Annotated in this window: 14 protein-coding genes and 1 riboswitch; of the genes, 6 read left to right on the forward strand and 8 right to left on the reverse strand. The window is 67.5% G+C overall.

All coding sequences use genetic code 11. The annotated features are described in order from the left end of the window. Positions 1–26: 26 nt before the first annotated feature. From JO059_RS12225 to JO059_RS12240, 4 genes are read right to left on the reverse strand one after another with little or no spacing between them, the layout of a single operon-like run. Complete coding sequence (locus JO059_RS12225) at positions 27–1,508, reverse strand: M28 family peptidase (protein ID WP_293318982.1); 1,482 nt, start codon at positions 1,506–1,508, stop codon at positions 27–29. Further along, on the reverse strand, positions 1,505–2,983 hold the full coding sequence (locus JO059_RS12230) for a M28 family metallopeptidase (RefSeq protein WP_293318984.1): 1,479 nt from the start codon (positions 2,981–2,983) through the stop codon (positions 1,505–1,507). Before JO059_RS12230 ends, JO059_RS12225 begins: the two co-directional genes overlap by 4 nt. Beyond that, on the reverse strand, positions 2,976–3,401 hold the full coding sequence (locus JO059_RS12235; RefSeq protein ID WP_293318986.1) for a DUF2752 domain-containing protein: 426 nt from the start codon (positions 3,399–3,401) through the stop codon (positions 2,976–2,978). The genes JO059_RS12230 and JO059_RS12235 overlap by 8 nt, the downstream gene beginning before the upstream one ends. Before the next feature lie 15 nt (positions 3,402–3,416). After that, positions 3,417–3,743: a CD225/dispanin family protein gene (locus JO059_RS12240; RefSeq protein WP_293318988.1), complete on the reverse strand. Its 327-nt coding sequence runs from the start codon at positions 3,741–3,743 to the stop codon at positions 3,417–3,419. 348 nt (positions 3,744–4,091) lie between these two features. Between JO059_RS12240 and JO059_RS12245 the strand changes: the two genes are divergently transcribed. The 3 genes from JO059_RS12245 (at position 4,092) to JO059_RS12255 (ending at position 5,838) form a co-directional block, all read left to right on the forward strand. After that, positions 4,092–4,616, forward strand: coding sequence for a serine/threonine protein kinase (locus JO059_RS12245; RefSeq protein ID WP_293318990.1), 525 nt, complete (start codon positions 4,092–4,094; stop codon positions 4,614–4,616). A 10-nt stretch (positions 4,617–4,626) separates the two neighbouring features. Continuing rightward, on the forward strand, positions 4,627–5,154 hold the full coding sequence (locus tag JO059_RS12250) for a serine/threonine protein kinase (RefSeq protein ID WP_293318992.1): 528 nt from the start codon (positions 4,627–4,629) through the stop codon (positions 5,152–5,154). 162 nt (positions 5,155–5,316) lie between these two features. Further along, entirely contained in the window at positions 5,317–5,838 is a 522-nt protein-coding gene (locus tag JO059_RS12255) for a serine/threonine protein kinase (RefSeq protein WP_293318994.1), read from the forward strand. Between the two features lie 66 nt (positions 5,839–5,904). On the opposite strand, the gene JO059_RS12260 is transcribed toward JO059_RS12255, so the two are convergent. Genes JO059_RS12260 through thiO form a run of 3 tightly spaced genes read right to left on the reverse strand, consistent with a single transcriptional unit; the run spans position 5,905 to position 7,881 of the window. Next, the gene (locus JO059_RS12260; RefSeq protein ID WP_293318996.1) at positions 5,905–6,663 is read right to left on the reverse strand and encodes a thiazole synthase; all 759 of its coding nucleotides are present in this window, start codon (positions 6,661–6,663) and stop codon (positions 5,905–5,907) included. Continuing rightward, positions 6,656–6,865 (reverse strand): sulfur carrier protein ThiS, encoded by a 210-nt coding sequence (gene thiS / locus JO059_RS12265; RefSeq protein ID WP_293318998.1) that lies wholly within the window; start codon positions 6,863–6,865, stop codon positions 6,656–6,658. The genes JO059_RS12260 and thiS overlap by 8 nt, the downstream gene beginning before the upstream one ends. After that, positions 6,862–7,881, reverse strand: a complete 1,020-nt coding sequence (gene thiO / locus JO059_RS12270) for a glycine oxidase ThiO (protein WP_293319006.1) — start codon at positions 7,879–7,881, stop codon at positions 6,862–6,864. Before thiO ends, thiS begins: the two co-directional genes overlap by 4 nt. A gap of 1 nt (position 7,882) precedes the next feature. Further along, a riboswitch (TPP riboswitch) is annotated at positions 7,883–8,009 on the reverse strand. A gap of 85 nt (positions 8,010–8,094) precedes the next feature. On the opposite strand from thiO, the gene thiE reads away from it, so the two are divergent. After that, positions 8,095–8,769 (forward strand): thiamine phosphate synthase, encoded by a 675-nt coding sequence (gene thiE, locus JO059_RS12275; RefSeq protein ID WP_293319008.1) that lies wholly within the window; start codon positions 8,095–8,097, stop codon positions 8,767–8,769. On the opposite strand, the gene JO059_RS12280 is transcribed toward thiE, so the two are convergent. Next, positions 8,741–9,382: an NUDIX hydrolase gene (locus JO059_RS12280; RefSeq protein ID WP_293319000.1), complete on the reverse strand. Its 642-nt coding sequence runs from the start codon at positions 9,380–9,382 to the stop codon at positions 8,741–8,743. The two genes, thiE and JO059_RS12280, sit on opposite strands and share 29 nt — an antisense overlap. 169 nt (positions 9,383–9,551) lie before the next feature. Between JO059_RS12280 and glnX the strand changes: the two genes are divergently transcribed. After that, a complete protein-coding gene (gene glnX, locus JO059_RS12285) occupies positions 9,552–10,871 on the forward strand; it encodes a protein kinase G-activating protein GlnX (protein ID WP_293319002.1) in 1,320 nt (439 codons plus the stop codon). Beyond that, positions 10,871–11,869, forward strand: a complete 999-nt coding sequence (locus JO059_RS12290) for a glutamate ABC transporter substrate-binding protein (protein ID WP_293319004.1) — start codon at positions 10,871–10,873, stop codon at positions 11,867–11,869. Before glnX ends, JO059_RS12290 begins: the two co-directional genes overlap by 1 nt. The last annotated feature ends 158 nt before the right edge of the window (positions 11,870–12,027 follow it).

The following is a 12,027-nucleotide window of genomic DNA, read 5'->3' on the forward strand; positions in this document are numbered from 1 at the left end:
CGATTTCTTTGGCACGAGCCGCCCCCCTACGGCACCCGTGTGCGATGCCGCTTGTCGTGCGGAGGAACGCCGTCGACCCCGCCGATCGACTCCGCATAGGTGCCCACCGCGAACGCCGCAGCAGAACCCATGACCCCCAGGGCATCCCGGTTGACATTCTCCACCGTGTCCCGTGCGCCCTGGAAGTCGGGGTCGAACGCGACACCGGCGCGGCCGCCCCAAAGTCGTGCTTGCACAACGGTTTTCGCCTGCGACGTACCGGTTGTCACACCCCCGATCGGCACGCCCGCGACCATGAACGGGTGGTAGTCGCTTCTCGTCGTCAGCGGCATGTCGGCGGGCCGCTTCCCCGCCAGGTACAAGTAGCCGGCCAGTGTGCGCTCGATGCCGGCCGAACCCTCGGGCACGTCCGCGAACGCGATGCCTGGCGATGGCGGACCGGACTGGTCGCCGTCGTCGGTGAAGAAGCCGGCATTGCTTGAACCAAGCACGGTGAAGTCCAGGTACATGGCGATGTCGTTGAGTTGATCACTGTTGAGGCCGAAGACGTAATCCATGGCGCCGTTGGGCTCGTCCTCGTCGGCTCCCCAGAAGACGAACCGCACCGCGTTGTTCACCGGAGCCAACGGGCCAAGCTGGAGGGCCGTTTCCAGGACGGCGGCCACCCCACTCCCGTTGTCGTTGATGCCCGGCCCGCCGCGCGGCCCGTCGAGATGCGCGCCGACCACGATCACCTCGTTGGCTGAGCCAGTTTCGGTCTGCGCCAGGACATTTCGCGACGTAATCATGACGTTCTGAGCGTCGAGCACCAACCGGACCGGCGCCGTATTGCTTGCCAGCGCCCGAGCGCCGCTGGCGCCGACGACCGCCACGGGCACGGTCAGCTGCTTGAAATAACCGGGGGTGAACAGCGTCGGCGGCGCCCCCTGCGCGCCGGGTGTGCTGAGCACTATCAACGCCGCCGCGCCCTTGGCCACCGCGCTCTTCTGCTTGTCGACCACCGAGCAGCGAGCGTCGTCGACGATGGCGATCGCGCCCTTCGGTGCCGACGCCGGGTAGTCGCCGGGGGCGCAGCCTGACGGTTGCGTCGGCCGGACGGGCTGGCCGGTGAGGCCGCCTGGCGGTGTGCCGACCAACTGCGACGCCTGGTCGACGGGGTAGTTGCCGCCACCCACGGTCAGCGCGGGCTTTCCCGGCGAAACGGCGTACAGCCGGTCGAACTGGGGCGTCGAGACCTTGAAACCCTTGTCCCGCAGGGCCTTGGCGACGTATTCGACGCTGGCATCGTAACCGGGCGTGCCCGCTGCGCGGTTCCCGCGGTTGCCGTTGGCGATATCCTGCAGCGCCCGCAGGTGGGTGATCATGCGCTCAGCGGTGACCTTCCCCGCCAAGGTCCGAGCCAGATCCGGCGCCGCGGCAGGGGGCGCCGCAGGCGGCGACGAGCACCCCGCCACCAGCCCGGCCAGCGCCAATACGGAACCCAGCCGACGGATAACGTCCCCGATCATGGCTTGGTGAGCACGTGACGGGTGCGGTCGGCCATGGCCGGCACCCCGTTTCGCCCACCGATGTCTTGTGCGTACAACGCCACAGCGTAAGCGACACCACCGCCGTTGATGCCCAACGACGTGCGGTCGATGTGCTCGAGGGTGTCGGTCTTTTGGTGGTAGTTGGGATCGAATGGCTCATCGGCCGTCCCGCCCCACAGCTTGGCCTGTTCGGCGGACTTCTTGGCCTCGGCGCCGGAGAACAACCCGCCCGCCGGGATACCGGCGAGCGTGAACCCGTTGTAGTCCGAACGACCGTCGAACGACGTGTCCTGTGCGGTCTTGCCGGCCGACTTCAAATACGCGACCAGCGTGCGCTCGATACCGGCCGAGCCTTCCGGTACCACCGGCTGTCCGCGCGCGTCCGTAGGCAGCGATTGGTCGCCGTCGTAGGTGAAGTAACCGGGGTTCGGCGAGGCCAGCATGTCGAAGTTCAAATACAGCGCAATGTCTCTGAGGGCGTCCAGGTCAAGCGACTCCACGTAGTTGCGCGACCCGATCAGTCCGAGCTCCTCGGCGCCCCAGAAGCCGAACCGCACCGCGTTGTGCACCCGTGGCGCGCTGCCCAGCTGGACCGCGGTTTCCAGGACCGCGGCCACTCCCGATCCGTTGTCATTGATGCCCGGTCCCTCGGGGACGCTGTCGAGATGCGCGCCCGCCATCACCACGTCGGTGGGGGACCCCGTCTTGGTTTGCGCGATGACGTTGCGAGCCTTGAAACTCTGGACGCTCGCAGTGAGCATAATCGTGGTCGGTCCGGGCTGCGCGCGCAGCTGCAGCCCGATGGACTTGGTCACGCTCACCACCGGGATCTTCACCTGGGTGTCGGCGCCGAGGGTGCCGCCCATCTGCTGCTCGTCGACATTGTCGGCGACGATCATCGCCACGGCGCCACGCTGCGCCGCCGCATCTTCCTTCTGGGAGAACGGGCATGTGCCGCGATCCACCAGCACCACCGCGCCGCGCACCGTCAGCCCGTCGAAGTCCGAACCGTTGCAGCCGGAGGCGTCGCCACCCGGCACGACCACCAGCGGACCGCCCACCCCGTCCGCCGCGGTGCCGATACTGAACTCCAGGGCGCGGGCCTCGACGGTCTTACCGCCGACGGTCACAGCCGGCTTGTCGACGTGCGACACCCGCGCCGAGAACTCGGGCGTCTCGACGTCGAAACCGCTGTTGCGCAACGTGTTCACCACATAATCGACGCTGGCTTCGTACCCGGGAGTGCCCACCGCACGAGTGCCGTTGTTGGCGTTGGCGATGTCCTGAAGCTTGGTGAGGTGCGCCATCATCGCGTCGGCGAACTCGCCCGCGGCGGGGTTGCCGGTCGCCTGGGGCGAGCTGACGGGCCGATGCGAGCAGCAGGTCAGCAATGCGGTCAGCGCGACCGCGGCGAGCACCGCCGCAATGGTCCTTGGTCGGCAGGGATCAGACATGTAGCTCGGTGAAGGGCGCAAACGGGATGTTGCGCAGCACAAACCAAGCCGCCACCAATGACAGCGTGACCGTCGCCGCCCATCGCTGGTGCTGCCAGCTTCTGATCCTTCGACCCGTCAGCCGTCCGTAGGTCCACGCGACGTACGCCCACACCAACAGCGCGAGCGCCACCAACCCCAGCGCGTTGAACCGCGCGGCCGCCAGCACATGGCCGTGCATCAGCGAATACAACATTCGCGCGCTGCCGCAGCCGGGACAGTCGATACCCAACAGAGCCTTGGTCGGGCATACGGGCATGGGGCCGCCCGGCGTCGTTGGGTCGCTCACCCAGGTGGCCGCGCACACCACCGCCGCGGACGCTGCCACCATCAGCGGCGCGCCCAGAGCGAGCCGGACAGACCGTTGACGCGTTACCACAACCGCAACCCGCGCCTAGAACGCGAAAGGCATCGCCGCATTGGTGTCGGGAGTCTTGTAGGCACCCGAAAAATAGGCGATCGCGTTGATGGCTATGAGGATGATGCCGAGAACGGCCGCGATGATGACCCACGTCTTCGCACGGTTGGACATTTTCTGCGCATCGGCGTAGCGGCCTTGCGCCCATAACCCGTTGACTTGTGCGGAAAAGACGATGGCGACAATCCCGGGGATCAAGCAGCAGAACAACGTCGTCAGAATGGACCACACCAGATAGTTTTTCGGCGCCTCCCCGACGGGCTGCTGCGGCGGGTAACCGGGCGGAGGCGGCGGCTGTGTCATGGGATCTCCAGTCTCTGAGAGTGAGCTGCCTTGAAGCGGTGCTTACCCTACCCGAGCCCCGCGACCACGGCATTACCTCAGCAAAATTCATCGTCTTCACCTCGTCGCCCTTCCGGGCTCCCGCACCCCGGCAGGCCCGGCATGCGCCTCGAAATCATTGAAAATCAACGAGTTACGGCTCGGGTATCGCCTCGACCCATTTCTGGCAACGATTTCCCACGCGCCGCAAATGATGTCCAGACAGACAATTTCCGGTTGAATCTGTTGCATAGCCGCGGTATAGCCTTACGATCCCCATGAGAAAACAGCGCTGTTCCGGGTGAGCGACGCACACTTAAGGAGTCGACGATGCCTCATCTCAGAAGTGCGCTGCCAGCCGCGGCGCTCACCGTTTTCACGGCCGGTCTCGCCGCCGCGGGGGCCGGCACCGCGATCGCGGACCCGACCACCACCGGTAGCTCGGCCGACATCAACACGCTGGCCGGTTCGTTGTCAAAGGGCTACGGTCTCAACAACTGCACCGCGCAGAACCTCACCAGCGGCGAACTGGCAGCGCTCACTTGCGGTCAAAACCCCGACCCCAGCGGCCCCGTCCAGGCGAAATACATCCTTTTCAACAACGGCGACAACTTGGCCGGCTCCTTCAAGGCCAGCATCAAAGACGATGTCCTGACGTCCTGTGGGGACAGTGGCCAGTCACCGACCACATGGCACCAGGGCAATGTCGGCAACGCGGGCTCAGTGGCATGCGGGACTTACCAGAACGCCGCCGAGATCATCTGGACCACAGACGCCAAGAACATCTTGAGCTACATCCGCGGACCCAACAATGACGTGGCGGCGCTCTACCAGTGGTGGCGAGCGAATGGCTAAGGAGTTAACCATGTCTCACCTCATCACTACCCTCGCAGCCGCGGCCGCGTCGACCGTGACGGCAGCCTGCGCCTTGGCCGGCGCCGCCACGTCGGCAGCGGATCCCGGGACCGGCAGCACTTCGGACGTCAACACCCTCGCCGGCTCGCTGTCGAAGGGCTACAGCCTCAGCAACTGCGCACCGCAGCCGCTGTCTAGCGATGTGATAGCCCAGGTCGCGTGCAACCAGAATCCCGATCCGAACGGACCGGCCGGAGCGCAGTATTTCCTCTTTCCCAACGCCGACGCCATGGCCAGCACCTTCAAACGGAGCATTCAGCAAGACGGTATAAAGCTGACCAATTGCGGGGAATCCCAGTCGCCCGCTTCCTGGTCACAAGGCAATGCGGCAGGGCAGGTGGCCTGCGCCACCGTGCAGCAACAGGGGGGTGTCGCTCAGATCATCTGGACCACGGACGCCAAGCACGTCATGAGCTTTATCCGCGCATCCAACGGCGATGTCCAGGCGCTCTACAAATGGTGGCTGACCAACGGCTGAAGTTTGGCGTTGAGCCGCAGGCGAGTTCGCACGCCGACCGGCCTCGGGGGCGTACCCAACGCGAGTGCCGTAAAAGCTTATTTAGGCAAAAGGGCTGTTTTTCGGCGAACGGCGCAAATACACTCCTCACGTCAGGGGTCCGGCAACCGGAGGAGTCATAGGATGTCTCATCTCAGCAAGGCGCTGCGAGCCGCGTCGGCCGCAGCACTCATCGGCGGCTTCGCCTTAGCGGGCACCGCCCCGGCGAACGCAGATCCCAACACCGGCAGCGCATCGGATATCAACACACTCGCCGGAATGCTGGCGAAGGGCTACGGCCCGAACAATTGCAAATCGGGAGACGTGAGCGGCACCAAAGAACTGGCGGAGTTCGATTGCGGGCAAAACCCCGACCCCAACGGACCGGCCGCCGCCGTCTACATGCTCTTCGGCAACAGCACCGATTTGTCGGCCGCGTACAGCGCCAACCTGAAGGACATGAGCTTCAACAACTGCGGGGGCAGCGTTCAATCACCCGGGACCTGGTCGCAAAACGGGCAGACCGGCGGGCAGGTGGCGTGCGGCAGCTACCAAGGTGCCGCGGTGATTCTCTGGACGACCGACAGCAAAAACATGCTGGGTCACCTTCGCGGGTCCAGCACCGATATCGGCCCGCTCTACAAATGGTGGCAGTCCAACACCTGACCGCCACTGCATCGCATCGGTTCGGCGAACCGACAACATCTGAGCCGCAAAGCGCGACAGGCGTTTTCACCTATCCGGGCTGGAAGCCTGCGCCCAGAACCGCTTCGGGATTCGCCCGGCCCGCCGCGCCAGGTAGCCGGCGTTGACGGCGCCTGCCATCGCCGACGCCATGGCCGGCGGGTCGGCCGCCCGGGTCACCGCGCTCGCCAACAGCACGGCGTCGCAACCCAACTCCATCGCCAGAGCCGCGTCGCTGGCGGTACCGATGCCCGCGTCAAGGACCACCGGAACGCCCGCCCGCGCGACGATCATCTCGATGTTGTGCGGATTGGTGATGCCAAGGCCGGTACCAATCGGTGAGCCCAGCGGCATTACCGCGGCGCAACCGATCTCCTCGAGGCGCCGCGCCACCACCGGGTCGTCGTTGGTATAGGGCAGAACGACGAACCCGTCGTCGACCAATTGCTCCGCGGCCCGGATCAATTCGACCGGATCGGGCAGCAGCGTGCGTTCATCGGCGATCACCTCGAGCTTGACCCAGTTGGTGTTCAGCGCCTCGCGGGCCAGCTGCGCGGTGAGCACGGCCTCCGCCGCGCTGCGGCACCCCGCGGTATTGGGCAACGGCGTGATGCCGAGTCGGTTGAGCAGGTCCAGCAATCCCGTCCCGCCCTCGGCGTCGACGCGACGGATCGCGACGGTCGTCAGCTCGGTGCCCGACGCGACCAGCGCCTGTTCCAGCACCGCCAGGTTGCTCGCTCCCCCGGTCCCCATGATGAGCCGCGAGGCGAAGGTGCGGTCACCGATGATCAGTTTCTGCTCAGCCACCCTGCACCGCCGTCACCACCTCGAGTTGCACCGGCGCCCCGGAAAGCTCAGAAAGTTTTGTGGCCCAGCCGGACCGGGGCAGCACCGCGGAATCCACGGCCACCGCGATGCCCTTGTCCGGGAAACCCAGCGACTCCAGCAACCTGGCGACCGTGGTGTGCTCGTCGACCTCGACCCGTTGCGAGTTGACTAGGACGATCATTGCGCCGCTCCGACGGGGGCAAGTTCGGACACGATCTGTTCGGCGGTCCAGGGGGCCAGCAGAAATCCCGATCGGCCGTGACCGGCCGCGACCAGGGTCCGGGCGTCCAAGCGATGCACGAGCGGCAGGTTGTCGGGGGTCATCGGGCGCAGTCCCGCGGCGCACTCGGCCAGCTCGTACTCACCCAGCGCGGGCACCACCGCACAGGCGTCGTCGAGCAGATCGCGGACCCCCGACACCACGGGGGCGGTATCGCGTCCGTGCTCGTACTGGGTGGCACCGACGACCACCCCGTCCGCTCGCGGAACCAAGTACACCTGGCGCCCATGCACGCGAGCACGAATCACCCTGCGCAGCAAGGGCATACAGCCCTTACGCCAACGCAGGCGCAGCACTTCGCCCTTCACCGGACGCACCGGCAGGCCGGGCCACAACGCCGGTGCGTCAATGCCGTTGGCGATCACCACGGCGTCGGCGTCGACACCGGACAGGTCGGGCACCGGCGGCGCCCACCGAACTCCGAGGCGTTCGCAGTCGACGCTCAGCGCTTCCAGGACCGCCCGGTTGTCCACGGCCAGTTCGGTCGGAGCGCGGAAACCGTGCCGGATACCTTGTGCCAGCAGGGGTTCGACGTCGCGGGCCGCCGACTCCCAGACCACCGGATGCCCTTGCGCGGACAACCACTCCGCGACGGTGCGCAGGTCCCCGACATCGGCCCGGTCGACGGCCACCACCAGCGACTCGCGCGCGGTGATCACGTGCGGGGGCAGCCCTTCCAAATAGCCGCCCTCGCGCCACAGACGCAGGGATTCGCATCCCAGCCGCAACAACCGCTCCTCACCCGGCCAGCCTTCGCTGTGGGGCGCCAGCATGCCGGCGGCGACCCAGGACGCGCCCGCGTCACCCGTGCGATGGACCCGCACCGACCACCCGGCCCGCGCCGCCCGGCGCGCCACCGACAGCCCGATGACGCCGCCGCCGATGACGGCCAGCAACCCGATGGGCTCCGACGGCATCCCCGACATGTGGGGCCCTCCCTTCGCCGGCATGATCCGGATCAGGTGTGACGGTAAGGGCAGGTCCAGTCGTCGTTCCGGTTGTGCCCACTCTCAGCCCCGCTCCCGGGACTCCCGCGTGTAGCTTGTTCGCGTTCTACGCTAGCGCGCTAGCGTCGCCGTGTGCACCACGCTCCCGATGGCCCCGCTCCTTCTCGCGCCGTGCCGGCCCGCATCGTCGCCGGGGCGGCTTCCCGGCTCGCCGCGGCCAGGCTCTACCTGTGTACCGACGCCCGCCGCGAGCGCGGCGACCTGGCCGCGTTCGCGGATGCCGCCCTGGCGGGTGGAGTCGACATCGTGCAGCTGCGCGACAAGGGATCGTCAGGTGAGCAGCGGTTCGGGCCGCTCGAGGCGCGCGACGAGCTGGCGGCGTGCGAGGTTCTGGCCGACGCAGCCCGGCGGCACGGCGCCCTGTTCGCGGTCAACGACCGCGCCGACATCGCCCGCGCGGCGGGCGCCGATGTGCTGCACCTGGGGCAGGGGGACCTGCCGCTGAGCGCGGCCCGCGAGATCGTCGGGACCGAGACGCTGATCGGACTGTCCACGCACGACCGGGAGCAGGTCGCCGCCGCGGTCGCAAGCCAGGCCGACTACTTCTGCGTCGGGCCCTGCTGGCCCACCCCCACCAAACCCGGTCGCGGGGCGCCGGGCCTAGAGCTGCTGCGCGCCGTCGCGGGCCTCGGGACCGAAAAGCCGTGGTTCGCGATCGGCGGCATCGACACGAGGCGACTGCCCCAGGTGCTCGATGCAGGTGCCCGGCGAATCGTGGTGGTGCGCGCGATCACCGCAGCCGAAGACCCCCGGGCCGCGGCCGAACAACTCAGCTCGGCGCTCGCAGCAGCGAGCTGATCCGCCGGCTCAGCAGGGACGGCGCCTGGTCGGTCCGAAGCGGGTCGCCCGGCATGCACCAGACGAATACGCCGGTCTCGACCTCGATGGTCCGTGGCAGGTGATGCCGTCGCTCGTCGGTGTGGTCCAGCGGCAACAACGCCGGGGCTGTGCGCAGCCGATGCCAGCTGGCCGCAAATCCGGGGTGCAGTGGCAGGTGGTGCACCTCGCTCTCGGCGACCCAGCGCATCTCGGCGCTCTCCCGGTTGGGCACGGTGTGCAGCAACTCGGTCGCGTCGGCGACGACGGTGGTGTAGCTCCAATGAGTGCCGCAGATCCCGGTGACCGCGTGTGTGATGACCGCGCCGCGCACGGCCAGCAGCTCGGCCGGCAGCCCGGCCTCTTCGCGGGCTTCACGGACCGCCGTTTCCTCCGGGGTTTCGTGGCTGTCTCGGGCCCCGCCCGGCAGGCCCCAGGTGCCGCCCTGATGGCTCCACACAGCCCGGTGCTGCAGGAGCACGGCGGGGGTGCCGTCAGGCCGCGGGGCCCGCAACAGCAGGCCGGCGGCCCCGTACCGGCCCCAGTACTGGGCGCCGTTGTCGGATATCACCCATCCGTCACCGTCGCCCTGCACGGCTTCAAGAATATGCAGGCCTTACATACTTGGAGATATTCGGACCTCCCGGTCCAATCGCGTCGGCCTCCCCCCATCCGTCCGCACATTCTCTTAGAATCCGCTTATCCGGGTTGTGCAGCGATCGCGTACGTTTTTCAGGGGCCGAGGGCATGAGGGCTGATCAGACGTGACGGTTGAGCTGGCGCACCCGTCGACCGAGCCCAAGGGGTCGCGGTCGCCGGCAGAGCCGGCCCATCCCCGGTGGTGGTTCATCTCGACGACTCCCGGCCTCATCCTGACCATCGGCATCGTGCTGGCGGCCCTCGGCGTCTCCAGCGCCTTCGCTACCTCGACGACCATCAACCACCGCCAACAGGTGCTGACGACGGTGGTCAACCACACCGAGCCGCTCTCGTTTGCGGCCGGAAGGCTCTACACCACGCTGTCGGTGGCCGACGCCGCCGCGGCGACCGCGTTCATCGCCCAGGCCGAGCCGCGACCGGTCCGGCAGCGCTACGAGCAGGCCATCACCGATGCCGCGGTGGCCGTGACCCGGGCGTCGAGCGGGCTGACCGACGAACCGCAGGTGGAGCTGCTGGGCAGGATCAACGCCGAGCTCGCCGTCTATACCGGGCTGATCGAAATCGCGCGGACCAACAATCGCGAGGGCAACCCGGTCGGGTCGTCGTACCTCTCGGAGGCCTCGGGACTCATGCAATCGACGATCCTGCCCGACGCGGCCCAGCTGTACCACGCGACCTCGGAGCGGGTGGACAGCGAAACGACGGCGTCCACGCACTTCCCGGCTCCCGTGATCCTCGTCGTTGCCAGCACCGTGGTCTTCGGCGCCTTCTCTCATCGCTGGCTGGCCAGGCGCACCAGGCGCCGGATCAACCCGGGACTGGTCGTCGGCGCGCTCGGTATTCTCGTGATGGTGGTATGGGTCGGAACCGCGCTAACCATCTCCACGACGGCCAGTCGGAGCGCCAAGAACACGGCGGCCGAGTCGCTGCGGACCGTCACGAACGTCGCCATCACCGCCCAGCAGGCCCGGGCCGACGAAACCTTGTCACTGATCCGGCGCGGCGACGAAGAGATCCGCAAGCAGTCGTTCTACCAGCGCATCGACTCCATGCATCAACAGCTCGACGCGTACATGGCCCGCCCCGACGCCGTCGACAAGCCCGACCTGCAAGGCGCCGATCAGCTGCTGCTTCGCTGGCGCCAGGCCAACGACCGGATCAACTCCTACATCGCTGTGGGCAATTACCGAGCCGCCACCCAGGTCGCCCTGGGCAGCGGTGAGCAGGACTCCACCCCGGCGTTCGACAAGCTGGAAGACGAGTTGGGCAGGGCCATGGAGCAAAGCCGCACTCAACTTCGCAACGACATCCTCAACGCGCGCAACGGGCTGTCCGGCGCACAGGTCGGGGGCGTGGTGCTGAGCCTCGGTGCCGCCATCGCGGTGGCGCTGGGGCTATGGCCCCGGCTGAAGGAGTATCGGTGATGCCCGGGCTACTCCGCCTGCCCGGGCTCCGGCGGGCGGCCGCCTCCGGTGTGGCGATGCTCGCCGCGCTGGTCCTGGTGGCCGGATGCAGCCACCCGGAATCGCTGGCGGTGATCACCCCGCCCACATTGCCGCCGCCCACGCCGGTCGGCATGGAGCAAATGCCGCCACAGCCACCGCTGCCACCCGACGACCCCACCAAGGGCTGCGATGCGACCGCCAGCCTTCGGCCCTTCGCCACCAAGCCCGAGGCCGACGCCGCAGTCGCCGACATCCGGGCCCGCGGCAGGCTGGTGGTCGGCCTCGACATCGGCAGCAACCTGTTCAGCTTCCGCGACCCCATCACGGGCGAAATCACGGGTTTCGACGTCGACATGGCCGGCGAGATCGCGCGCGACATCTTCGGGGCGCCGTCACATGTGGAGTATCGGATTCTGTCGTCCGAAGAGCGCATCACCGCGTTGCAGAACTCCGAGGTCGACGTCGTCGTCAAGACCATGACCATCACCTGCGAGCGACGCAAGCTGGTGAACTTCTCCACCGTTTACCTCGACGCCAGCCAGCGGATTCTCGCGCCCCGCGACTCGTCGATCACCAAGGTGAGTGACCTGTCCGCCAAGCGGGTCTGCGTGGCCCGCGGGACCACCTCGCTGCACCGGATCCAGCAGATCGACCCGCCGCCGGTCATTGTGTCCGTAGTCAATTGGGCCGACTGCCTGGTGGCCATGCAGCAGCGGGAGATCGACGCCGTGAGCACCGACGACTCGATCCTCGCCGGGCTGGTCGAGGAAGACCCTTACCTGCACATCGTCGGACCGAACATGGCCACCCAGCCCTACGGCATCGGGATCAACCTGAACAACACCGGACTGGTCCGGTTCGTCAACGGCACGCTGGAACGCATCCGTCGAGACGGCACGTGGAACACGTTGTACCGCAAGTGGTTAACGGTTCTCGGCCCGGCACCTGCCCCGCCCACGCCGAGGTATGTGGACTGATGGCCGAGCCCATGGACAAGGGACTCCGCAAGAAGCCCGAAGAAGAGTTGGAAGACGTTCCGGAAAATCCGGACGCCGACTCCGAAGACACGGGCTCCGGCACCGAGCCGCCGGACACAAGCAGCGCCGCGGTATCGACGGGGCGGGCACAGGCCACC

Source organism: Mycobacterium sp. (assembly GCF_019247615.1).
Taxonomy (GTDB): domain Bacteria; phylum Actinomycetota; class Actinomycetes; order Mycobacteriales; family Mycobacteriaceae; genus Mycobacterium.

What these genes read in the sequence shown, in the direction of transcription:
- JO059_RS12290 (WP_293319004.1), top strand. Translation starts at nt 10,871, where the DNA reads ATGCCCGGGCTACTCCGCCTGCCCGGGCTCCGGCGGGCGGCCGCCTCC.
- JO059_RS12250 (WP_293318992.1), top strand. Translation starts at nt 4,627, where the DNA reads ATGTCTCACCTCATCACTACCCTCGCAGCCGCGGCCGCGTCGACCGTG.
- JO059_RS12230 (WP_293318984.1), bottom strand. Translation starts at nt 2,983, where the DNA reads ATGTCTGATCCCTGCCGACCAAGGACCATTGCGGCGGTGCTCGCCGCG.
- JO059_RS12245 (WP_293318990.1), top strand. Translation starts at nt 4,092, where the DNA reads ATGCCTCATCTCAGAAGTGCGCTGCCAGCCGCGGCGCTCACCGTTTTC.
- JO059_RS12240 (WP_293318988.1), bottom strand. Translation starts at nt 3,743, where the DNA reads ATGACACAGCCGCCGCCTCCGCCCGGTTACCCGCCGCAGCAGCCCGTC.
- thiO (WP_293319006.1), bottom strand. Translation starts at nt 7,881, where the DNA reads ATGCCGTCGGAGCCCATCGGGTTGCTGGCCGTCATCGGCGGCGGCGTC.
- JO059_RS12255 (WP_293318994.1), top strand. Translation starts at nt 5,317, where the DNA reads ATGTCTCATCTCAGCAAGGCGCTGCGAGCCGCGTCGGCCGCAGCACTC.
- JO059_RS12225 (WP_293318982.1), bottom strand. Translation starts at nt 1,508, where the DNA reads ATGATCGGGGACGTTATCCGTCGGCTGGGTTCCGTATTGGCGCTGGCC.
- thiS (WP_293318998.1), bottom strand. Translation starts at nt 6,865, where the DNA reads ATGATCGTCCTAGTCAACTCGCAACGGGTCGAGGTCGACGAGCACACC.